Source organism: Streptomyces sp. NPDC007863 (assembly GCF_040633895.1).
In the GTDB taxonomy this organism is placed as follows: Bacteria; Actinomycetota; Actinomycetes; order Streptomycetales; family Streptomycetaceae; genus Streptomyces.
In genome coordinates, this window is record NZ_JBEYEI010000002.1 from 98,434 (window position 1) to 119,175 (window position 20,742).

Consider the following 20,742-nt stretch of genomic DNA (forward strand, 5'->3'; position numbering starts at 1 on the left):
AGTCGGCGGGCTGTCGGTGGTGCCGGAGGTGGCCTAGTGGAAGGTGTGCTCCTCGGCGGGGAACGACCCGCCGGCCACGTCCTCGGCGAAGGCGCGGGCGGCGTCGCCGAGCGTCTCGCGGAGGTTGGCGTACTGCTTGCTGAAGCGCGGCACCTTGCCGCCGGTGAGCCCGGCCATGTCGGTCCAGACGAGGACCTGGGCGTCGGTGTCGGGGCCGGCGCCGATGCCGATGACCGGGATGTCGAGCGAGCGGGTGATCTCGGCGGCCAGCTCGGCCGGGACCAGCTCCAGGACGAGCGCGAAGGCGCCCGCGTCCTGGGCGGCCTTGGCGTCGCGCAGCAGCCGGTGCGCGCCCTCGTCGGAGCGGCCCTGCACCCGGTAGCCCATGGTGTTCACGGACTGCGGGGTGAGGCCCAGGTGCGACATGACGGGGATGCCGGCCTGGACCAGCATCTCGGTCTGCGGCAGCGAACGCTCGCCGCCCTCCAGCTTCACGGCCTGGACGCCCGCGTCCTTGACCAGCCGGGTGGCGCTGCGCAGGGCCTGGACGGGCCCTTCCTGGTACGAGCCGAAGGGCAGGTCGCCGACGACGAGGGCGCGCTTGGTGCCCCGGACGACGGCGGCGGAGAGGAGGGCCATCTCGTCCATCGTGACGGGCACGGTGGTGTCGTAGCCGAGGTGGCAGTTGCCCATGGAGTCGCCGACGAGGATCACCGGGATGCCGGCCTCGTCGAAGACGGAGGCGGTCATGGCGTCGTAGGCGGTGAGCATGGGCCACTTCTCGCCGCGGGTCTTGGCGGCGGCGATGTCGTGCACGGTGAGACGGCGCGAGCCCTTGCCTCCGTACAGCGTCCTGGTGCTGTCGGCGGGCGGTTTCTGGGCAGCCTGAAGCGTCATGGTGAACGGCTCCTTGTGTCATCTCGAGGCGCCCTGACGGCGTCCCCGGACCACATCCATGGTGGCACTTCGCCGGGTGGGCGGGGAAGTGGGCCGGAGTGGCGCTGTTCACACCGGACGGTTTTTCAATACGAGACGGACTCGTATCGAAACGGCTCTAGAGTGGTGCCATGCCAGAGCCGTCCCCCTCCTCGCCGCCCTCGCCGCCCCCCGCCTCCGTGCCCGAGGCCGTCCACCGCCGTCGCTGGGCCATCCTCGGCGTGCTCATGCTCAGCCTGCTGATCGTCGTCCTCGACAACTCGATCCTGAACGTGGCGGTCAAGACGATCGCCTCCCCGGACCCGGTCGGGCTCGGCGCCACCCAGAGCGAGCTGGAGTGGGCGATCAACTCCTACACGCTCGTCTTCGCCGGCCTCCTCTTCGCCTCCGGTCTCCTCGGCGACCGGTTCGGCCGCAAGAAGTCCCTCCTCGCCGGCCTGGCCGTCTTCGGACTCGGCTCCGCCCTCGCCGCCTTCTCCGGCTCGCCGGGCGAGCTGATCGCCCACCGGGCCGTGATGGGCCTCGGCGCGGCCTTCGTCATGCCGGCCACCCTCGCCGTCCTCATGAACGTCTTCGAGCGCGACGAGCAGCCCAAGGCGATCGGCATCTGGGCCGGCGGCGTCGGCCTCGCCATCGCGATCGGCCCGATCACCGGCGGCGTCCTCCTGGAGCACTTCTGGTGGGGCTCGATCTTCCTCGTCAACGTGCCGGTGGTGCTCGTGGCCCTGGCCCTCATGGCCTGGCTGGTCCCCGAGTCCAAGGACCCGGCGCCCGGCCGGATCGACCTCGTCGGCGTCCTCCTCTCCGTCCTCGGCCTCGTCCTCCTCGTGTACGGGATCATCCGCGGCGGCGAGCGGGCGTCGTTCACCGAGCCGGGGGTCCTCGTCCCGGTCCTCACGGGCCTCGCCGCCCTCACCGCCTTCGTCCTGTACGAGAAGCGCAGCGACCACCCGGCGCTCGACGTGTCGTACTTCCGCAAGCCGGTCTTCTCGGCCGCCGTCGCCGCGATCGCCCTGGTCTTCTTCGCCCTCATGGGCGTGACCTTCTTCTCCGCCTTCTACCTCCAGAGCGTCCGCGGCTACAGCGCGCTCGACTCCGGGCTCCTCCTGCTGCCGCTCGCCCTCGCGCAGATGGTCTTCGCGCCCCGCGCCCGGCTCGCCGTCGCGCGCTTCGGCGCGCGGGCGGTCTGCGCCTGCGGCATGGCCGCCGTCGCCCTCGGCCTCGGCGCCTTCGCCTTCTTCGACGCGGACACCCCGGTGTGGGTGATGGCCCTGGTCTTCCTGGTGCAGGGCGCGGGCATGGCGCACATCATGCCGCCGGTCACCGTCGCGATCATGCAGTCGCTGCCGCGCGAGAAGGCGGGCTCGGGCTCCGCGATCAACAACACCTTCCGGCAGGTCGGCGGCGCGCTCGGCGTCGCGGTCCTGGGCTCGGTCCTCTCCTCGGTCTACCGGAGCGAGATCGAACCCCACCTCGCCGCCCTGCCGCCGGCGGTGCGCACCACCGCGGGCGAGTCCCTGGAGGCCACCCTCGCGGTCGCGGAGAAGCTCCACGCCGACGCCCTCACGGCCCCCGCCCACCAGGCCTTCCTCGACGCCATGCACATCACCGCCTTCGCCTCGGCGGCGATCGCCGCCGTCGGCACGCTGGTCGTCGCCGCCTTCCTGCCCGGCCGCACCCCGCCCCCGGGCGCCCCGACCCGCGCCGCCCCGGAACCGGCGGCCCCGGCCCACCGCTGAGCCCCCTCGGGAGGGGGCCGGTGCCGGGGCCCACGGACCCGGTGCGATTCCGGCCGGGCCCGGCCCCGCCCGGCCGGGTCCCCGCCCGTGCCGGGCGAGAATGGGGGCGACGGCCTTCCCATGACGACGACGAGAGGCGGCGTGCGTGTCCCTGGCGGACGGCGAGAACCCCGGAGCTCCGGGCGGCGACCCCGGCCCGGCGTCCGGTACGGCCTCCGGGCCGGAGACCGGGACGCCGTCCGGCGCCGAGGCGGGCGGTGACGGGGGAGCGCGCCGCGGGCGGCCCCGCAGCGAGGCCGTGGAACGGGCGATCTTCGACGCCGTGATCGGGCTCCTGGAGGGCGGGGTGCCGCTGGGGGACATCTCCATCGAGCGGATCGCGCGGACCGCGGGGGTCGGGAAGGCGACGATCTACCGCCGCTGGGCCGGCAAGGAGGACCTGCTGGTCGAGCTGATCCGGTCCGTCGAGCCGCCCGACCCCGAGCTCCCGGGCGTCTCGGTGCGCGACGACCTCGTGATGATGCTGGAGTTCATGCGGCGGCGCGGGCTCGCCAAGCGGTCGTCCGCGCTGCTGCGGAACATGTTCACGCAGATGCAGGCGTACCCGAGGCTCTGGGACCAGTACCACCGCACCGCCATCGAGCCCCGCCGCCGTCGCGGCATCGAGGTCCTCCAGCGGGGCGTCGCCACCGGCGAGGTGCGCGCCGACCTCGACCTGGACCTGGTCAACGACCTGTTCATCGGGCCGCTCCTGCTCCGTACCGTCCTCCAGCCGGACGCCGACCTCTCGCCCGACTTCCCCGCGCGCGTCGCGGACGCCATCCTCGACGGGGTCCGGCCGAGGGACTGACCCCGCCCGACCCGCACGAATGTGCGCGTTCTGTCACAGCCCGCCCGAACCGGCCTCCGGCCGGAACCCCGCCACACGCCGCGTCCGTCCTTGGGGGAGTGCGCGGGGCCCCGTATCGCCTAGGGTCGAGCCCGGGTCCCGGAGCACGGACGGCACGGACGGCACGGCAAGACGAGCGAGGGCAGCGATGGCGCGGGTGGACATGACGGGGACGGAGCACGGCGGAACGGGAGGTACCCCTTCCGGGTCCCGCGACCGGTTCCGCTCCGCCCTCGGCCGCCTCCGACGCGACCCGGGGATCTGGCGCCGCGGCATCGTGCTGGCGCTCTGCGCCCTCGTCCTGACGCTCCTGATGGCCTTCCACGCCCAGATCCCCAACCGCGTCGGCAACCTCGGCAGCCTCACCGAGACCTTCCTGCCCTGGCTCGGCCTCTTCGTGCCGGTCCTGCTCCTCCTCGCCCTGCTGCGCCGCTCCGCCACCGCGCTGCTCGCCCTGCTGCTCCCCGCGGTCGTCTGGCTCAACCTCTTCGGCGGCCTCGTCGCCGACAAGTCGGCCTCCGGCGGCGACCTCACCGTCGCCACCCACAACGTCAACGCCGACAACCCCGACCCGGCCGGGACCGCCCGCTCGCTCGCCGGCTCCGACGCCGACGTGCTGGCCCTGGAGGAGCTGAAGGCCGACGCGGTGCCGGTCTACGAGCGGGAGCTGGCGGAGAAGTACCCGTACCACTCCGTCCAGGGGACCGTCGGCCTGTGGAGCCGGCTGCCGCTGCGCGACCCCCGCCCGGTCGACATCCACATGGGCTGGACCCGCGCCATGCAGGCCACCGTCGTCGCCCCCCAGGGCGAGCTGCGGGTGTACGTCGCCCACCTGCCGTCCGTGCGGGTCAAGCTGAACGCCGGCTTCACCGCCAACCAGCGCGACACCAGCGCCAACGCCCTCGGCGAGGCCATCGCCAAGGACCGCGCCCCGCGCGTCGTCCTCCTCGGCGACCTCAACGGCACCATGAACGACCGCGCCCTCAACGCCGTCACCTCCCAGCTGCGCTCCACCCAGGGCGCGGCCGGCGACGGCTTCGGCTTCTCCTGGCCGGCCTCCTTCCCGATGGCCCGCATCGACCAGATCCTGGTCCGGGGCGTCGAGCCGGTCTCCTCCTGGGCCCTGCCGGAGACCGACAGCGACCACCTCCCCCTCGCGGCCCGCGTCACCTTCTGAGCCGCCGGGAGCCGGGCGTACGAGGGACCGTCCGGGATCTGCGACAATTTGTTTCGTAAGAAAACAAACCCCTGGATCCGGAAAGGGTCTCCCACCCATGCCCGTGGCCCTGATAGCCCTGGCCATCTCCGCTTTCGGCATCGGCACCACCGAGTTCGTGATGATGGGCCTGCTGCCCAACGTCGCCGGCGACCTCGGCACCACCGTCCCCACCGCGGGCCACCTCGTCTCCGCCTACGCCCTCGGCGTCGTCGTCGGCGCCCCGCTGCTCACCGCCCTCGGCTCCCGCCTCCCGCGCAAGCGGATGCTGCTCCTGCTGATGGCCCTGTTCACCGTCGGCAACCTCGCCTCCGCCCTCGCCCCCGGCTACGGCTGGCTCCTCGCCGGCCGCGTCCTCGCCGGCCTCCCGCACGGCGCCTTCTTCGGCGTCGGAGCCGTCGTCGCCGCCCGGCTCGTCCGCCCCGACCGGCAGGCCCGCGCGGTCGCCACCATGTTCCTCGGCCTCACCGTCGCCAACATCCTCGGCGTCCCCGCCGCCACCCTGCTCGGCCAGCACCTCGGCTGGCGCGCCACCTTCGTCGTGGTCACCGTCATCGGCCTGGCCGCGCTCGCCGCCCTCGCCCGGCTCGTCCCCGACCTCCCCGTCGACGAGCGCCAGGGCCTCGGCCGCGAACTGCGCGCCCTCGGCCGCCCGCAGGTGCTCCTCGGCCTGCTGACCGCCGTCCTCGGCTTCGCCGGCGTCTTCGCCGTCTACTCCTACCTGGCCTCCATGACCACCGAGGTGATGGGCTTCGGCGAGTCCACCGTCACCGTCGTCCTCGCCCTCTTCGGGATCGGCATGACCGCCGGCGCGCTCGCCGCCGGACCGCTCACCGACCGCGCCCCGCGCCCCACCCTGTACGGCTCCCTGGCCGCCCTCGCCGTCACGCTGGTCGCCTTCCGCTTCACCGTCCACGTGCCCTGGCTGGCCCTGGTCACCGTGGTGGTGCTCGGCGCCGTCGGCTTCATGACCACCACCCCGCTCCAGATGCTGGTCATGGAGAAGGCGAAGGACGCCCCGACCCTCGCCTCGGCCTCCAACCACTCCGCCTTCAACCTCGCCAACGCGGGCGGCGCCTGGGCGGGCGGCGCCGCCGTCGCCGCCGGCTGGGGCTGGACCTCCCCGGCCCTGGTCGGCGCGGCCCTCGCCGCCGTCGGCCTCGCCGTCGCCGTGACCGCCGGTCTCCTCGACCGCAGGGGGAGGACGGCGGAGGGGGCCTCGCACGTCGTCGCGCGAAGCCCCCTCGCCCCCGGGGAACCGGTCAGGACGCCGGTGTCTCCCGCCAGCGGTTCGTGATCGGCAGCCGCCGGTCCTTGCCGAAGCCCTTCGCCGAGATCTTGGTGCCCGGCGGGTACTGGCGCCGCTTGTACTCCGCCGCGTCCACCATCCGCAGCGTCCGCGCCACCAGCTCCGCGTCGAAGCCGGCCGCCACGATCGCCTCCGTCCCCTGGTCCTGGTCCACGTACAGCGCGAGGATCCGGTCCAGCACCTCGTAGTCCGGCAGCGAGTCCGTGTCCACCTGGCCCGGGCGCAGCTCGGCGCTGGGCGGCTTCACGATGGAGTTCTCCGGGATCGGCGGGGTCTGGCCGCGCTCCTCGGCCGCGCGGTTGCGCCAGCGGGCCAGCCGGAAGACGTCCGACTTGTAGACGTCCTTGATGGGCCCGTAGGCGCCGACGGAGTCGCCGTAGAGGGTCGAGTAGCCCACCGCCAGCTCGGACTTGTTGCCCGGGGCGAGGACGAGGTGGCCCTCCTGGTTGGAGACCGCCATCAGGGTCGTGCCGCGCAGCCGGGACTGGAGGTTCTCCTCCGCCAGCCCGGTGAGTTCGAGGGCGGCCATGTACGCGTCGAACATCGGACCGATCGGGACCGTGCGGAAGTGCAGCCCGGTACGGCGGGCCAGTTCGGCCGCGTCGCCCCTGGAGTGCTCCGAGGAGTACTTCGACGGCATCGACACCCCGTGCACCCGGTCCGCGCCCAGCGCGTCGCAGGCGATCGCGGCGACCAGCGCCGAGTCGATGCCGCCGGAGAGGCCGATCACCACCGAGCCGAAACCGTTCTTCGCGACGTACGCGCGCAGTCCGATGACGAGCGCCGAGTAGACCTCCTCGTCGTCGTCGAGCCGCTGCGCGTAACCGCCCGTCAGCTCCGCCTCGGTCAGCGGGAGCGGCTCGCCGGCCGGGCCCTCCAGGACCGCCCGGTCGATCCGCAGCCCGTCGTCCACCACCGTCCCCGGCGCCGGGGCGTCCGGGTCGGCGGCCGGCAGGTCCAGGTCGAGGATCACGCTGCCCTCGGTGAACTGCGGGGCCCGCGCGATGACCTCGCCCGCCGCGTCCACCACGATCGAGTCGCCGTCGAAGACCAGCTCGTCCTGTCCGCCGGTCGAGGCCAGGTAGGCGGTGACGCAGCCGGCCTCCTGGGCCCGCTTGCGGACCAGTTCGAGCCGGGTGTCGTCCTTGTCCCGCTCGTACGGCGAGGCGTTCACCGAGAGCAGCAGTCCGGCGCGGGCGCTGCGCGCCGCCGGCACCCGGCCGCCCTCCTGCCACAGGTCCTCGCAGATCGCGAGCGCCACGTCGACCCCGCGGACCCGCAGCACCGGCAGGGTGTCGCCCTGCACGAAGTAGCGGAACTCGTCGAAGACGCCGTAGTTCGGCAGGTGGTGCTTGGCGAGGCGCAGCACGGCCCGGCCGCGGTGCAGCACCGCCGCCGCGTTCTCCGGAGAGCCGGCCGGGCGGCCGAGCCGGGGCACCGCCCGCTCGGTGCGGTCCAGGTAGCCGACGACCACCGGCACCTCGCCGAAGCCCTCGTCGGCGAGCCGCTCGGCGAGCGCGAGCAGCGCTGCGCGGGAGGCCTCGACGAAGGACGGACGCAGGGCCAGGTCCTCGACGGGATAGCCGGTCAGCGCCATCTCGGGGAAGGCGACGAGATGCGCGCCCTGCCCGACGGCGTGCCGGGTCCAGTGGACGATCGCCTCGGAGTTCCCGGCGATGTCCCCGACGGTGGAGTCGATCTGATTCAGCGCGAGGCGTAGTCGATGCACGCCCCCCAGTGTAATCGTCAAACCGACGCTATGTCCTGGGAACCGCGCCCCGCCCGTGCCCGCGGAACCGTTTCGCCCCGACATGCGAAGAAGGCCCGCCCCGCTGATCATGGGCCCATGACGACCACTGACGATCCGGCGGAGTCGGCCCGGCCCGCCACCGGCGAGGACGTGGCGGTCCTCCAGGACGACGGCACCAAGCGGCAGTTCATCTCCTGGCTCACGCTCGCCTTCATGACCACGGCGTCCGTCGCCTCCCTGCGGCCCGCGCCGACCATGGCCATCTACGGACTGGCCGCGATCTTCCTCTACCTCCTCCCCGCCGTCGTCTTCCTCCTCCCCACCGCCCTCGTCGGCGCCGAACTCGCCTCCGGCTGGTCCGGCGGCATCTACCGCTGGGTCAGCGAGGCCCTCGGCAAACCGCTCGGCTTCCTCGCCGTCTGGTGCCAGTTCGCCATGACGATCGCCTACTACCCGAGCCTGCTCGCCTACGTGGCCTCGACCTTCGCGTACGTCATCGACCCGTCGCTCGCCGAGAACGGCCTCTACGTCGCCGTCGTCATCGTCACCGTCTACTGGGCCGGCGTCTGGATCTCCTCGCGCGGCACCAAGGCCATCGCCGGACTCTCCTCCTTCGGCCTGATCATCGGCACCCTCGTCCCCGGCGTGCTCCTCGTCCTCCTCGGCATGGTCTTCCTCGGCCAGGGCAACCCCTCCGCCCAGCCGATGAGCGCCGACCACTGGCTGCCCCCGTGGACCGGCCTCGCCAGCCTCGTCCTCATCGTCAACAACTTCCTGTCCTACGCGGGCATGGAGATGAACGGTGTCCACGTCTCCTCGCTGCGCGAACCCAAGCGCGAGTACCCCAAGGCGATGTTCCTGGCCACCGGGCTCGTCCTGCTGATCTTCATCCTTCCGGCCCTCGCCATCGCCTGGGTGATGCCGTCCGACCAGCTCAGCCTCACCGCCGGCCTGATGCAGGCCTTCCAGGCCTTCTTCGACCACTTCTCCATCGGCTGGATGACCCGGGTCGTCGGCGTCATGCTGGTCTGCGCCGCCCTCGGCGGCATGCTCACCTGGCTCTCCGGACCCGCCAAGGGCCTCGTCCTGCTCTCCCGCCAGGAGGGCTACCTCCCGCCCGCCTTCCAGAAGTTCAACAAGGCGGGCTCCCCGACCGCCATCATGGTCGCCCAGGGCGTCGTCACCACCCTGATCGGCATCCTGTACGCCTTCAGCGACTCCGTCTCCAGCTCGTACTGGATGTTCTCCGTCATCACCGTGCAGATCTACCTGATCGCCTACCTGCTGATGTTCGTCGCCGTCGTCAAGCTCCGCCGCACCCAGCCCGGCGTCGAGCGCGGCTTCCGCGTCCCCGCCGTCACCTGGGTCGCCTCCATCGGCTTCGTCGCCTCCGTCCTCGCCCTCGTCATCGGTTTCGTCCCGCCCGACCAGTTCGACGGCGAACCGCTCTGGCGCTACCTCCTCGTCGTCGGCGGCGGCCTGCTCGTCCTCGGCCTCCTCATCCCCGCCGCCCTCCTCAGGTTCCGCAAGCCCGAATGGGTCCACCCCGAACACCGGGAACCTTCCGGCACTCCCTGACGTCTGACCCCGTATGCCCGGAAAGGTCACGCGCGCGTCCGCCGCCCTGCTCCTCCTGGGGGCGCTCGCGTACACCGCCTGGGTCCTCGAAGCCTTCGTGCGGACCGGGCTCGACCCGGTCCGCACGTACGTCTCCGAGCTCGCCGCCGCCGACCAGCCGCTCGGCGGCCTCTTCCGCGCCACCGACCTCGCCGCCGGCCTCCTCGTCCTCGCCGGCGCCGTCCTCGGCCTCCGCGCCGCCCGCGCCCCCGAGGACCCCGCGCCCGGCGTCCCCCGCTGGGCCCGCACCGCCCCCGGACCCGCCGGCCGCCGCCCCTGGCTCCTCGCCGGCTGGGCCGCCCTCGCCCTCTTCGGCGCCGCCACCGCCGTCGACTCCCGCCTCCCGCTCAGCTGCGCCGCCACCGCCGACCCCGCGTGCGCCGCCCGCGAGGCCGCCGGACTCGTCCCCGCCACCCACACGGCCCACGCCGTCAGCTCCGGACTCGCCATGACCGGCGCGCTCGTCGCCATGGCCGCCCTCACCCTCGCCGCCCGCCGGTACGGCCTCTGGCCGCTCCTGGCCCGCACCGGGCCGTTCCTCGTCGGCCTCGCACTCGCCGCCACCGCCTGGACCCTCGCCGCCGTCGCCTCCTTCGAGTCCGGCGGAGGCCACGCCGGACTCGGCGCCGCCCAGCGCCTCCAGGTGCTGCTCGTCGCCGCCTGGATCGCGCTCCTCGCCGCGTCGATGGCCCGGGAGGCCGCTCGTACGGGCGGAGCCGGCCGTATCGGGGAAGACACCCGACCATGACCTTCGTGCGCCTCGGGGGCCTCGCCCACCACGTCGCCGTCGACGGCGACGGACCCGTCTGCGTGCTCTCCGCCGGGCTCGGCCTCGCCTGGTTCGACTGGGACCCGGTCGTCCCGCTGCTCGCCCCGCACCGCACCGTCGTCCGCTTCGACCGTCCCGGCCACGGCCTGACCCAGGAGAGCACCACACCCCCCACCCTCGCGGGCGAGGCCGACCGGATCGCCGCCCTTCTCGACGCCCTGCGGCTGCCCGGGCCCGTCACCGTCGTCGGCCACTCGATCGCCGGACTGCACGCCGAGGGCTTCGCCCGCCTCCACCCCCACCTCACCGCCGCCCTGGTCCTCGTCGACTCCTCCGTCGAGGACCACCCCCGCCCCGGCGGCCCGGCCCTCGCCGCCGCCGCGGAGGCCGCCGGGACCGCGCTCACCGCCCTCGGCCTGCCCGCCGCCCTCGGCCCCGCGCTGCGCCGCCTCGCCGTCCGCCCCGACCCCGCACCGCCCGCCGAGGCCCGCCGCGTCTACCGCGCCTCACGCGTCTGGCGCGGCGCCCTGCGCGAGAACGCCTCCTACGGCTCCGTCGCCGCCGGACTCCTCGCCCTGCGCCGCGCGCGCCCCCTGCCGCCCGCCGCCCCCGTCACCGTCCTCGCCGCCCCCGACGGCTCCGCCCGCTGGGAGGACCGCCAGCGCACGCTGGCCCGACGGCTCGGCGCCCGCTACGTGGCGGCCGTGCCCTCGGGCCATCTGGTCATGCGGGACGCCCCCGGCACGCTCGCCCGGGTCGTCCTCCAGGCGCTTCAGGAAGCGGCGTAGACGCTCGCGCAGAACGCCTTCAGCTGCTCGTCCGACAGCTGCTGCGTCAGGTCGGCCTCGCTGATCATGCCGACGAGCCGCTTGTTCTCGATCACCGGGAGCCGCCGGATCTGGTGGCTCTGCATCTCCTCCAGGACCGCGCCCACGTCGGCGCCCGCGTCGATCCAGCGCGGCGTGCCCTCGACGATCGAGCCGCAGGTCACCTTCGCCGGGTCGTGTCCCATCGCCACACAGCGGACCACGATGTCGCGGTCGGTGACGATGCCGCACAGCCGCTCGTTCTCGTCGGCGACGGGGAGCGCCCCCACGTTCAGGTCGCGCATCAGCTGCGCCGCGCGGTCGAGCGTCTCGTGTTCCGGGATCCAACGGGCTCCCGGGTGCATGATGTCCTTCGCCGTGGTCATGGGGTGCGTACCTTTCGTCGAACGTCGTTGCACGTACGTCGTCCCCGAGCGCCTCTCATTCTCCTGGCACGCGTCGGCCCCCGCGACCGCAGCGGGTCACGGGGGCCGGGGTCCCGCGGGGCCGGATCAGTCGGTGGCGCCGCGCTTGCGGAGCATGTCCGCCATCAGCGCGATCTCCGACTCCTGGGCGTCGACCATGCCCTGGGCGAGGTCCCGCTGGATGTCCACCGAGCACTTCTGCACACAGCCCTGGGCCATGTGCACCCCGCCCTTGTGGTGGGCGGTCATCAGCCGCAGGTAGAGGATCTCGGCGTCCTTGCCGGACGCCTTCCGCAACGCGTCGAGCTGCGTGTCCGTTGCCATGCCGGGCATCAGCGCGCCGTCCTTGGCGGCGGCGTCACCGGTGACGGGCATGCCCATCCAGCTCATCGGCGCGGTGCCCGACTCGACCTTCGGCAGGCCCCACACGTCGAGCCAGCCGAGCATCATGCCGCGCTGGTTGGCCTGGGTGTTGGCGATGTCGTACGCGAGCCGGCGCACCGACTCGTCGGTCGTCCGGTCCCGGACGATGAAGGACATCTCGACGGCCTGCTGGTGATGGACCGACATGTCGCGGGCGAAACCGGCGTCCGCCGAGGCGGTGTCCGGGGTCCGCGGCGCCTCCTCGCGCTCCGCCGAGGCGACCGTGACGGCCCCCGCGGCGAACAGCACCGACAGGGCGACCGCGGTGACCGCCGCGTACCGGGTGCGACGGGCGCTCACTGGCCCATCCCGGCGCCGCCCATGCCGTCGGCGCCGACACCGCCGGTGCAGGCCGCACCCGGCTCCGGCGTCTGCTTGCCCTGCACGTACTTGGTGAAGAAGGCGTCGACGCGGGGGTCGCTCGCGCTGTCCACGGTGACCTGCTTGCCCCAGGCGGAGAGCATGATCGCGCCGGTCTGGTCGTCGACCGGGCTCATCAGCGTGTACGGGGTGTCGGAGACCTTCTCCTTCAGCGCCTTCACGTCGGCCTCGGCGGCCTTCTTGTTGTACGTCACCCACACGGCGCCGTGCTCCAGGGAGTGCACGGCGTTCACCTCGGGGACGGCCTTGTCGTAGACGTCGCCGTTGCAGTTCAGCCACACCGGGTGGTGGTCGCCGCCGACCGGGGGCTTGGTGTCGTACTTCACGGCGGTCTCGACGTGGTTGCGGCCCAGCTTCGCCGCGTCCCAGGACTGCTCGCCGGAGATGGGGGCCTTGGCGGCGGCCTCCTTGGCCTCCTCCTCGTCGGCCTTCTTCATCAGCACGAAGGTGCCGAAGCCGACGAGGCTCAGCACGACGACGGCGGAGACGCCGAGGGTGAGGAAGCGGTTGCGGCGCTCCCGGGCCTGCTCGGCGCGGCGCATCTCCTCTATTCGGGCGCGGCGGTCGGCGGTGGTGGAGCGGTTGGCGGCCATGGTGATGTCGTCCTTCTGGGAAAGATAAAGAGGGGGAAGTCGTCGTTCGGGGAAAGGCGCGGGCCTAGGTCCGGAGAACTTGAAGGACGTGCAGGTCCGGGGCGCGCGGCCGGACCCCGGGATCCCGCCCGGCACCCTCGCCGGCGAGCGCGTCGACGCGCGGCAGCCGGTCCTCGGTGTGCAGCGGCGGATCGAGGGGCGGGGCGCTGAGCACCGCGGGGGAGAGGGCCGGGAAGAGGGAGCAGTCGCCCCGGTCGTACGGGCAGACGTACGCGGCCCGTCCGGTGCCGGGGACGGGGGTGGCGGTGGGCCCGACGGAGGCCGGGGCCGCGGCCCGCTCGTGCCCCGGATGGCCGCCCGGCCCCGACGGACCGCTCCCCAGACAGACGAAGAGCGCGGCGAGGAGCGTCGCCACGGCACTCACCAGTGCCATGGGACGCGCGTGCCGGTACGGGCGTTCGAGCCGTAGGGCTCCCATGGGCGCAGATCGTAGTGGGAGAGGGGCCTCCGTGGGCCGAACGGGGTAGGACTTCCCCAGGTCCTCGGTTACCTGTGTCACATCCGAACAGGCACTATGGGTGTGCAACGTGCGCGAAACCATGTGGTGGGATGCTCAGGTGCCCCCCGATGTGCCCGAGGCGGTGGGAGCAGGCGGCCTGACCAGCGAGGATGGGTGTGGAAATGGACAAGCAGCAGGAATTTGTGCTCCGTACGCTCGAAGAGCGCGACATCCGCTTCGTGCGTCTGTGGTTCACCGACGTGCTCGGCTTCCTCAAGTCGGTCGCCGTCGCCCCGGCCGAGCTGGAGCAGGCCTTCGACGAGGGCATCGGCTTCGACGGCTCCGCGATCGAGGGCTTCGCCCGCGTCTACGAGTCCGACATGATCGCCAAGCCGGACCCGGGCACCTTCCAGATCCTGCCCTGGCGGGCCGAGGCCCCCGGGACCGCCCGGATGTTCTGCGACATCCTCATGCCGGACGGCTCGCCGTCCTTCGCGGACCCGCGCTTCGTCCTCAAGCGGGCCCTCGCCAAGGCGTCCGACCTCGGCTTCACCTTCTACACGCACCCCGAGATCGAGTTCTTCCTGCTGAAGGACAAGCCGCTCGACGGCTCGCGTCCCACCCCGGCCGACAACTCCGGTTACTTCGACCACACCCCGCAGAACGTCGGCATGGACTTCCGCCGCCAGGCGATCACCATGCTGGAATCGATGGGCATCTCGGTCGAGTTCTCCCACCACGAGGGCGCCCCCGGCCAGCAGGAGATCGACCTCCGGTACGCCGACGCGCTCTCCACCGCCGACAACATCATGACCTTCCGCCTGGTCATGAAGCAGGTGGCGCTCGAACAGGGCGTGCAGGCGACCTTCATGCCGAAGCCGTTCTCGGACTACCCCGGCTCGGGCATGCACACCCACCTCTCCCTCTTCGAGGGCGACCGGAACGCCTTCTACGAGTCGGGCGCCGAGTACCAGCTCTCCAAGGTGGGCCGCTCCTTCATCGCCGGCCTCCTCAAGCACGCGGGCGAGATCTCCGCCGTCACGAACCAGTGGGTCAACTCGTACAAGCGCATCTGGGGCGGCTCCTCCCGCACCGCCGGCTCGGGCGGCGAGGCCCCCTCGTACATCTGCTGGGGCCACAACAACCGCTCCGCCCTCATCCGCGTCCCCATGTACAAGCCCGGCAAGACCGGCTCCTCCCGCGTCGAGGTCCGCTCCATCGACTCCGGCGCCAACCCCTACCTGACCTACGCGGTCCTCCTCGCCGCCGGCCTCAAGGGCATCGAGGAGGGCTACGAACTCCCGGCCGGCGCCGACGACGACGTCTGGGCCCTCTCCGATTCCGAGCGCCGCGCCATGGGCATCGAGCCCCTCCCGCAGAACCTCGGCGAGGCCATCGCCCTCATGGAGAAGTCCGAACTGGTCGCCGAGACCCTCGGCGAGCACGTCTTCGACTTCTTCCTGAGGAACAAGAAGCAGGAGTGGGAGGAGTACCGCTCCGAGGTCACCGCCTTCGAGCTGCGGAAGAACCTGCCGGTGCTGTAGCCCCCTGGCGGGCGCGCGGCGGCGGGAATGGTGTTGCCGTGCGGGGGCGGGGTGTCCAGACTGCCCGGTATGACGATCGAATCCGTCGCCACCGGGCGACTGTTCCTGCACCCCCTGACCGTCGCCGAGGGCGAGCGGGTCGCCGCTCGTGAGCCGTTGCCGGGGGAGCGGTGGGCGGAGGGGTATCCGGGGGTGGGGGACCTCGCCTCGGTCGGCGCGTTTCTGCGGAGGTGCGCCGAGGACGGGGATCCGGGGGCGTTCCGTACGTATCAGATACGGCTCGCGGAGAGCGGGCTCGTCGTCGGAGGGATCGGGTTCCACGGGCCGCCCGGCGCGGACGGGGGCGTGACCGTCGGGTACGGGGTCGTGCCGGGGGAGCGCGGGAAGGGGTACGCCTCCGAGGCGCTCGCGGCGGTGATCGGCATCGCCCGGGCCGCCGGCGCGACCGAGCTGCGGGGTGATGCCGATCCCGCCAACGCCGCCTCCCACCGGGTCATGGAGCGGGCCGGGATGCGGCGCGTCTCGGACGGGGAGGGCGGTCTCGTGCGGTTCCTCGTGGAGCTGGGGGCGTAGGGAGGACCGGTCCTCAGCGGTCCGTGAGGTCCGAGGGGGCCTCCTGGACCACCCAGCCGTTGCCGTCGGGGTCCTCGAAGGTGAGGAAGGAGTTCCAGGTCCCGCCCTTGCCCTCCTCCCAGCCGGCCGCCCCGACGTGCATCACGGGGGAGACGTCGACGCCCGTCTCGACGAGCGCCTCCCGGGCCGCCTCGATGTCGGTGACGCACAGCTGGAGGCCGTGCAGGGTGCCCGGGGCCATCGTCTTCGTGCCGGGCATCTCCGGCATGCCGGAGAGCAGGGCGATGGAGCAGCGCGAGCCCGGCGGGGTCGCCTGGACGATCCGCGTCCCGGGGGCGACCTCGTCGTCCAGGTCGATGGCGAAGCCGCACTTCTCGGCGTAGAACTCCTTCGCCCGGTCCATGTCGGTGACGGGGACCGGGACGACTTCCAGTGTCCAGTTCATGCGACCACCGTCCCGCATCCGGTCCCGTCGTGCACGCCTTCCACGCCCGCGACTTGACGGAAATTCACCTTGCCTCCGGTCGACCGATCTGATCCTTTCGCTCGAAGGCTGAGACGGATCGGGAACGATCGCTTGGGCGTCACCCAACCTCCCTATAGTGAGCCCGCGTTGGCCGCACACCGCAGGAGACAGGACAGATGACGCCCTCCCCCACCGCCGGGCCCGCTTCCGATGCCGCACCTCCGCCCGGGTGCCCCGCGGCCGTCCCGCTCTCCGGGCCCGGCTTCCACACCGACCCGCAGGCCCTCTACCGGTCCATGCGCCGCGAGCACGGCCCCGTCGTTCCCGTGGAACTCCCCGGCGGCTTCCCCGCCTGGCTGGTCATCGGCTACCGCGAGGTCCACCAGGTCACCAGCGACCCCGAACTCTTCCCCCGGGACGTCGGCCTGTGGAACCAGTGGCCGCACGTCCCCGCCGACTGGCCGCTGCTCCCGATGGTCGGACAGCCCCTCCCCTCCATCTACTTCACCGCGGGAGAGGAGCACCGGCGGCACGTCCGGATGGTCGTCCCCGCCCTGGAGGCCGTCGACCCCTTCGAGATCCGCGGCCACTGCGAGCAGCTGGCCGACCGGCTCGTCGACGCCTTCTGCGCCCGCGGCACCGCCGACCTGGTCGCCGCCTTCTGCGAGCCCCTCCCGGTCCTCGTCCTCGCCCGGCTCGTCGGCTTCCCCGACGACGAAGGCGCCGACATCGCCCGGGTGCTGAAGGACCTCGCCGACGGCGGGCCCGAGGCGCAGAACGCCCACCGGCGGTTCGGCGAGCACATGGCCCGCCTGGTCGCCGCCAAGCGCGCCGAGCCCGGCGACGACGTGACCTCCCGGATGCTCGCCCACTCCGAGGAGTTCACGGACGAGGAGTACATGCTCGACCTGATGGCGATCACCGCCGCCGGGCACCTCACCACCGCCGACTGGATCGGCAGCTCCGTCCGGCTGATGCTCACCGAGGGAGAGTTCGCCGACTCCATGGCCCGGGGCCGCCGCAGCGTCGCCGACGCCATGACCGAGGTGCTGTGGGAGGAGGGCCCCACCCAGATCCTCGCCGGCCGCTGGCCGTCCCGCGACACCCGCCTCGGCGACCGGCGGATCAAGGCCGGCGACCTGCTGCTGCTCGGCCTCGGCGCCGCCAACACCGACCCGGTGATCCGGCAGGGCGCCCCCGCCGCCACCCCCGGCGAACGCGGCGGAGGCGGCGCCCACCTCGCCTTCAGCCACGGCGAGTACCGCTGCCCCTTCCCCGCCCAGGAGATCGCCGAGATCATCGCCAGGACCGGCATCGAGGTCCTCCTCGACCGGCTGCCCGACCTCGAACTCGCCGTCCCCGTGGGGGAACTGGTCCGACGCCCCTCCGCCTTCCTGCGCGGCACCACCGCCCTGCCCGTCCGGTTCACCCCCGTACCCACCACTGGAGACCCCTCGTGACCTGCCCGCACGCAGCCGCCCGGGACGCCGCTCCCGTCGTCGTCGACCCGATGGTCCAGGACCTCGACGGCGAGACCGACCGGATCCGCGCCGCCGGCCCGCTCGCCCGCATCGACCTGCTCGGCGTGCCCGCCTGGGCCGTCACCCGGCACGCCGACGCCCGCCGGCTGCTCGTCGACCCCCGGCTCGTGAAGGACATGGCCGCCTGGGACCTGTGGACCAGCGGAGCCGTCACCCACGCCTGGCCGCTCATCGGGATGATCGACGCCGGCCGCTCCATGTTCACCGTCGACGGCGAGGAGCACCGCCGGCTGCGCGCCAAGACCTCCCAGGCGCTGACCCCCCGCCGCCTGGAGGCGATCCGCCCCGACATAGAGAAGTTCACCGCCGAACTCCTCGACGCCCTGGAGGACGCCGGCCGGGACGGCTCCGTCGTCGACCTCAAGTCCGTCTTCGCGCAGCCGCTGCCGATGCGGGTCGTCGGCATGCTGATGGGCGTCGACCCCCAGGCCAACACCATGCTCACCCGGCAGTACAAGAAGTTCTTCTCGATGCTCACCCCGCAGGAGGAGCGGCTCGCCCTCCTCGCCGAGCTCGACGTCTTCTACACGGACCTGGTCCGCGCGAAGACCGCCCTGCCCACCGACGACCTGACCTCGGCGCTCATCCTCGCCGAGGACGGCGGCGAGCCGCTGACCGAGGAGGAGGTCGTCGGCAACCTCAAGGCGATGGTCGCCGCGGGCCACGAGACCACCATCGGCCTCGTCCTCAACGCCGTCCGCGCCCTGCTCGCCCACCCCGAGCAGCTGCGGAAGGTGCTGGCCGGCGAGGTCTCCTGGGAGACGGTCGTCGAGGAGACGCTGCGCTGGGACACCCCCACCACCCACCTCCTGATGCGGTTCGCCACCGAGGACATCGAGGTCGGCGACGCCGTGATCCCCAAGGGCGAGGGCGTGGTCATCTCCTATCGGGCGATCGGCCGCGACCCCGAGCAGCACGGCCCGGACGCCGACGCCTTCGACATCACCCGGCCGGCGCCCCACCGCCACATGACCTTCGGCCACGGCCCGCACATCTGCCCCGGCGCGGCGCTCTCCCGCGTCGAGGCGGGCATCGCCCTCCCGGCGCTCTTCGCCCGCTTCCCCGGGCTGCGCCTCGCCGTCCCGGACGAGGAGCTGCGCAACCTCCCGGTGATGACCCAGAACGACCTGGAGTCCTTCCCGGTCCTCCTCGGCGCCTGACCCGCGCGGGCCCGCAGTCAGCGGGGCGCCGGGACCCAGTGGAGGAGGCCGTCCTGGCCCAGGGCGGCCACCCCGCCCGGGCCCGCCGCCGGGGCGCCCGCGAGCGGGAAGCCCGAGAGGCGCCAGGCCCCGCCGTCCGCCGGCGGGGCCACCGCCAGGCGGCCGGTCCTGGAGCGGGCCGCGACCAGGCCGTCCGTCGCGCTCACCGGGCCGAAGCCGGCGACGTCGCCGGACGGCGGGGCGACCGGGACCGGCCCGGCGGTGCCCGCGAAGTCGGCGGCCTTCGGCGCGCCGGTGCCGGGCTCGCGGGACCAGAGCCGGACGCCGTCGCCGGCCGGCGAGGGGCCCGCGCTCAGCGCGAGCGTGGTCGCCGGCAGCCCGGTCGGCCGCGGCCCGGCGACCCGGCCGCCGCCCGGGCCACCGGTCCACATCAGGACCGAGCCGCGGGTTCCCGCGAAGACGTACGCACGCCCGGCGGCGTCCGTCGCCGCCACCGGGTCGCCGTGCAGCCCGGCGCCGCCGAGGCGGCGCCACGGCCCCCAGCCGCCGTCCGGCGTCCGCTCCCGTCCGGCGAGCCGGTGGTCGCCGTCGCGCAGGAAGAGCGAGACCCGCCCCGTGCCGTCCACGGTCACCGCGGGCGCGCTGATGTCCGGCGTCCGGTCGGCCTCGTCCCGCTTCCCGGGCGTGCCGAGCGAGCGCCACGCCCCGAACCGCCCGCCCGGCGCGGTCTGTTCGACGGTGACGACCTCGCGCCGGTAGCCGGCCGGGCCCGCGAACGTGGTCCGGGTGCCGAAGACCGCGATCCGCCCGTCCGCCAGCCGTACGGTGTCGACGCCGCCGTCGAGCCCGCCGCCGGGCAGCAGCTCGGGCCCCTTCCAGGCGTCGCCCCCGGGCGTCCGGTGCCAGGTCGCGAGCCGCCCGTCCTGGACGCCGAAGGCGCGCAGCCCGCCGTCCGCGCCCGCCTGGAGCCACCCGGTCGAGGCGCCCCGCGCGTACCGCACGGTGCCCGTCCAGCCCCGGCCCTGCGGCCGGTCCGCCATCTTCAGGTCGCCGCACCCCGCCGGGCTGCCGCAGTGGTCGGTCCCGTCCAGCCAGGCGTACGTCCGCAGGCTGCGCAGCTTCTCCTCGGCGGTGCGGCCGTCGAGGGCCTGCGGCAGCTCGGTGTTCGGATAGCCCAGGTAGCTCTGCACGCCGACGCGCGGATGCCCGGGCATCCGCGCGTACCGGTCGAGGGCCGCCTGCGCGAAGCGCGCCCCGTACGCGTGGTCCTGGTGGTCCCGCAGCCGTCCCGTCGCCGCGTCCGTGCCGGGCGTCGGGTCCAGGGTGCGGACGAAGGTGGGCCGGAAGCGGTCGAGCAGCCCCGTCAGGGTGGCCACGACCTGCTCCTTCGAGTACGCGAAGTCGGTGGCGACCGGCGTCCCCGAGGAGCGCAGCGAGCCGAGCGCGGATATCCGGCCGTGCCACAGACCGCGCAGGCTGTGCGGACGGTCGCCGTACGGCGAACCGGCCTCGCGGAGCTGGAGCCACACCAGCCGCACCCCGGGCCGGGCCCGCAGGGTGTCCAGCTCGGCCGCGCCCCCGCCGGCCGTGCGGATCGACGTCCGGTCCCAGGGGCTGGTGCGGTCGCCGGTGACCAGCTCGGCGTACGCGGCGCGGATGCCGTTCTGCCGGGCCTCGGCGTACGCGGGCTTGTCGGGCGCCGTCACGGCGGCCCGCCCGGCGCGGGCGTTGACGCCGTTCGCCTCGCCCGCCGTCAGGTACACGGTGGTCAGCGGGGTCCCGTCGGCGAGCGACTGCGCGGTGTCCGGGTTCATGAAGTACAGGTCGTCGTCCGGATGCGACACGAACTGCACGACGGAGGCCGGCGCGGTCCCCGCCGCCCGCGCGGCCGGGGACACCGACGCCGGCGCCGCGGCCGGTCCGCCGGCCGCCGGCTCCTCCTGCGCGGCCGTCGCCGTGAGCACGCCCGCGAGGGTGCCCCCGGCCAGCAGGGTCGCCATCCCGGCGACGACGGCGGCACGCCGGTGACGGAAGGGGCGTATGAGGCGGGTGTGACGGCGAACGGACATGGCTGCGGGAGGGCTCTCTACCTCGGGAACGGGTACG

Annotated in this window: 19 protein-coding genes; 11 read left to right on the forward strand and 8 right to left on the reverse strand. The window is 73.5% G+C overall.

Annotated elements, in window-relative coordinates; genetic code table 11:
• Window positions 1-33: 33 nt before the first annotated feature.
• On the reverse strand, window positions 34-897 hold the full coding sequence (panB, locus tag ABZ621_RS03100) for a 3-methyl-2-oxobutanoate hydroxymethyltransferase (protein ID WP_360600106.1): 864 nt from the start codon (window positions 895-897) through the stop codon (window positions 34-36).
• 170 nt (window positions 898-1,067) lie between these two features.
• Here panB and ABZ621_RS03105 point away from each other — a divergent pair, with 170 nt between their 5' ends.
• The 4 genes from ABZ621_RS03105 (at window position 1,068) to ABZ621_RS03120 (ending at window position 6,077) form a co-directional block, all read left to right on the forward strand.
• Window positions 1,068-2,675: an MFS transporter gene (locus ABZ621_RS03105; RefSeq protein WP_360600108.1), complete on the forward strand. Its 1,608-nt coding sequence runs from the start codon at window positions 1,068-1,070 to the stop codon at window positions 2,673-2,675.
• 298 nt (window positions 2,676-2,973) lie between these two features.
• Window positions 2,974-3,525, forward strand: a complete 552-nt coding sequence (locus ABZ621_RS03110; protein ID WP_360600795.1) for a TetR/AcrR family transcriptional regulator — start codon at window positions 2,974-2,976, stop codon at window positions 3,523-3,525.
• A gap of 187 nt (window positions 3,526-3,712) precedes the next feature.
• The gene (locus ABZ621_RS03115) at window positions 3,713-4,741 is read left to right on the forward strand and encodes an endonuclease/exonuclease/phosphatase family protein (protein ID WP_360600109.1); all 1,029 of its coding nucleotides are present in this window, start codon (window positions 3,713-3,715) and stop codon (window positions 4,739-4,741) included.
• Window positions 4,742-4,838: 97 nt separating this feature from the next.
• Window positions 4,839-6,077, forward strand: coding sequence for an MFS transporter (locus ABZ621_RS03120; RefSeq protein ID WP_360600111.1), 1,239 nt, complete (start codon window positions 4,839-4,841; stop codon window positions 6,075-6,077).
• Here the strand turns inward: ABZ621_RS03120 and ABZ621_RS03125 are convergent.
• Window positions 6,043-7,818: an NAD+ synthase gene (locus ABZ621_RS03125; protein ID WP_360600113.1), complete on the reverse strand. Its 1,776-nt coding sequence runs from the start codon at window positions 7,816-7,818 to the stop codon at window positions 6,043-6,045. The genes ABZ621_RS03120 and ABZ621_RS03125 overlap by 35 nt on opposite strands.
• A gap of 117 nt (window positions 7,819-7,935) precedes the next feature.
• On the opposite strand from ABZ621_RS03125, the gene ABZ621_RS03130 reads away from it, so the two are divergent.
• From ABZ621_RS03130 to ABZ621_RS03140, 3 genes are read left to right on the forward strand one after another with little or no spacing between them, the layout of a single operon-like run.
• The gene (locus ABZ621_RS03130; protein ID WP_360600115.1) at window positions 7,936-9,417 is read left to right on the forward strand and encodes an APC family permease; all 1,482 of its coding nucleotides are present in this window, start codon (window positions 7,936-7,938) and stop codon (window positions 9,415-9,417) included.
• 13 nt (window positions 9,418-9,430) lie between these two features.
• Window positions 9,431-10,204: a DUF998 domain-containing protein gene (locus tag ABZ621_RS03135; protein ID WP_360600117.1), complete on the forward strand. Its 774-nt coding sequence runs from the start codon at window positions 9,431-9,433 to the stop codon at window positions 10,202-10,204.
• Window positions 10,201-11,013 carry an alpha/beta fold hydrolase gene (locus tag ABZ621_RS03140; RefSeq protein WP_360600119.1) on the forward strand — a complete coding sequence of 271 codons (813 nt, stop codon included), beginning with the start codon at window positions 10,201-10,203 and terminating at the stop codon, window positions 11,011-11,013. Before ABZ621_RS03135 ends, ABZ621_RS03140 begins: the two co-directional genes overlap by 4 nt.
• Here ABZ621_RS03140 and ABZ621_RS03145 read toward each other — a convergent pair.
• The 4 genes from ABZ621_RS03145 to ABZ621_RS03160 form a co-directional block, all read right to left on the reverse strand.
• Window positions 10,998-11,417, reverse strand: a complete 420-nt coding sequence (locus ABZ621_RS03145; protein ID WP_360600121.1) for a CBS domain-containing protein — start codon at window positions 11,415-11,417, stop codon at window positions 10,998-11,000. The genes ABZ621_RS03140 and ABZ621_RS03145 overlap by 16 nt on opposite strands.
• A 126-nt stretch (window positions 11,418-11,543) precedes the next feature.
• A complete protein-coding gene (locus ABZ621_RS03150) occupies window positions 11,544-12,179 on the reverse strand; it encodes a DUF305 domain-containing protein (protein ID WP_360600123.1) in 636 nt (211 codons plus the stop codon).
• The gene (locus ABZ621_RS03155) at window positions 12,176-12,853 is read right to left on the reverse strand and encodes a DUF3105 domain-containing protein (protein WP_360600125.1); all 678 of its coding nucleotides are present in this window, start codon (window positions 12,851-12,853) and stop codon (window positions 12,176-12,178) included. The genes ABZ621_RS03150 and ABZ621_RS03155 overlap by 4 nt, the downstream gene beginning before the upstream one ends.
• A 64-nt stretch (window positions 12,854-12,917) precedes the next feature.
• On the reverse strand, window positions 12,918-13,331 hold the full coding sequence (locus ABZ621_RS03160; protein ID WP_360600127.1) for a hypothetical protein: 414 nt from the start codon (window positions 13,329-13,331) through the stop codon (window positions 12,918-12,920).
• Between the two features lie 203 nt (window positions 13,332-13,534).
• On the opposite strand from ABZ621_RS03160, the gene ABZ621_RS03165 reads away from it, so the two are divergent.
• Window positions 13,535-14,896 (forward strand): glutamine synthetase family protein, encoded by a 1,362-nt coding sequence (locus ABZ621_RS03165; RefSeq protein WP_030755173.1) that lies wholly within the window; start codon window positions 13,535-13,537, stop codon window positions 14,894-14,896.
• A gap of 69 nt (window positions 14,897-14,965) precedes the next feature.
• Entirely contained in the window at window positions 14,966-15,469 is a 504-nt protein-coding gene (locus ABZ621_RS03170; protein WP_360600129.1) for a GNAT family N-acetyltransferase, read from the forward strand.
• A gap of 13 nt (window positions 15,470-15,482) precedes the next feature.
• Here the strand turns inward: ABZ621_RS03170 and ABZ621_RS03175 are convergent, their stop codons facing one another.
• Window positions 15,483-15,914: a VOC family protein gene (locus ABZ621_RS03175; protein ID WP_360600131.1), complete on the reverse strand. Its 432-nt coding sequence runs from the start codon at window positions 15,912-15,914 to the stop codon at window positions 15,483-15,485.
• Window positions 15,915-16,111: 197 nt separating this feature from the next.
• Here ABZ621_RS03175 and ABZ621_RS03180 point away from each other — a divergent pair, with 197 nt between their 5' ends.
• Together ABZ621_RS03180 and ABZ621_RS03185 are read left to right on the forward strand one after the other, a co-directional pair.
• Window positions 16,112-17,395, forward strand: coding sequence for a cytochrome P450 (locus tag ABZ621_RS03180; RefSeq protein WP_360600133.1), 1,284 nt, complete (start codon window positions 16,112-16,114; stop codon window positions 17,393-17,395).
• Between the two features lie 50 nt (window positions 17,396-17,445).
• Complete coding sequence (locus ABZ621_RS03185) at window positions 17,446-18,636, forward strand: cytochrome P450 (RefSeq protein WP_360600797.1); 1,191 nt, start codon at window positions 17,446-17,448, stop codon at window positions 18,634-18,636.
• Between the two features lie 17 nt (window positions 18,637-18,653).
• Here the strand turns inward: ABZ621_RS03185 and ABZ621_RS03190 are convergent, their stop codons facing one another.
• Window positions 18,654-20,705 (reverse strand): PIG-L family deacetylase, encoded by a 2,052-nt coding sequence (locus ABZ621_RS03190; protein ID WP_360600135.1) that lies wholly within the window; start codon window positions 20,703-20,705, stop codon window positions 18,654-18,656.
• Window positions 20,706-20,742: the final 37 nt, after the last annotated feature.

Bases quoted from the DNA above. Each gene is read 5' to 3' on its own strand.
- ABZ621_RS03145 (WP_360600121.1), bottom strand. From the start codon at position 11,417: ATGACCACGGCGAAGGACATCATGCACCCGGGAGCCCGTTGGATCCCG.
- ABZ621_RS03105 (WP_360600108.1), top strand. From the start codon at position 1,068: ATGCCAGAGCCGTCCCCCTCCTCGCCGCCCTCGCCGCCCCCCGCCTCC.
- ABZ621_RS03175 (WP_360600131.1), bottom strand. From the start codon at position 15,914: ATGAACTGGACACTGGAAGTCGTCCCGGTCCCCGTCACCGACATGGAC.
- ABZ621_RS03135 (WP_360600117.1), top strand. From the start codon at position 9,431: ATGCCCGGAAAGGTCACGCGCGCGTCCGCCGCCCTGCTCCTCCTGGGG.
- ABZ621_RS03130 (WP_360600115.1), top strand. From the start codon at position 7,936: ATGACGACCACTGACGATCCGGCGGAGTCGGCCCGGCCCGCCACCGGC.
- ABZ621_RS03140 (WP_360600119.1), top strand. From the start codon at position 10,201: ATGACCTTCGTGCGCCTCGGGGGCCTCGCCCACCACGTCGCCGTCGAC.
- ABZ621_RS03115 (WP_360600109.1), top strand. From the start codon at position 3,713: ATGGCGCGGGTGGACATGACGGGGACGGAGCACGGCGGAACGGGAGGT.
- ABZ621_RS03160 (WP_360600127.1), bottom strand. From the start codon at position 13,331: ATGGGAGCCCTACGGCTCGAACGCCCGTACCGGCACGCGCGTCCCATG.
- ABZ621_RS03120 (WP_360600111.1), top strand. From the start codon at position 4,839: ATGCCCGTGGCCCTGATAGCCCTGGCCATCTCCGCTTTCGGCATCGGC.
- ABZ621_RS03155 (WP_360600125.1), bottom strand. From the start codon at position 12,853: ATGGCCGCCAACCGCTCCACCACCGCCGACCGCCGCGCCCGAATAGAG.
- ABZ621_RS03170 (WP_360600129.1), top strand. From the start codon at position 14,966: ATGACGATCGAATCCGTCGCCACCGGGCGACTGTTCCTGCACCCCCTG.
- ABZ621_RS03185 (WP_360600797.1), top strand. From the start codon at position 17,446: ATGGTCCAGGACCTCGACGGCGAGACCGACCGGATCCGCGCCGCCGGC.
- panB (WP_360600106.1), bottom strand. From the start codon at position 897: ATGACGCTTCAGGCTGCCCAGAAACCGCCCGCCGACAGCACCAGGACG.
- ABZ621_RS03180 (WP_360600133.1), top strand. From the start codon at position 16,112: ATGACGCCCTCCCCCACCGCCGGGCCCGCTTCCGATGCCGCACCTCCG.
- ABZ621_RS03165 (WP_030755173.1), top strand. From the start codon at position 13,535: ATGGACAAGCAGCAGGAATTTGTGCTCCGTACGCTCGAAGAGCGCGAC.
- ABZ621_RS03190 (WP_360600135.1), bottom strand. From the start codon at position 20,705: ATGTCCGTTCGCCGTCACACCCGCCTCATACGCCCCTTCCGTCACCGG.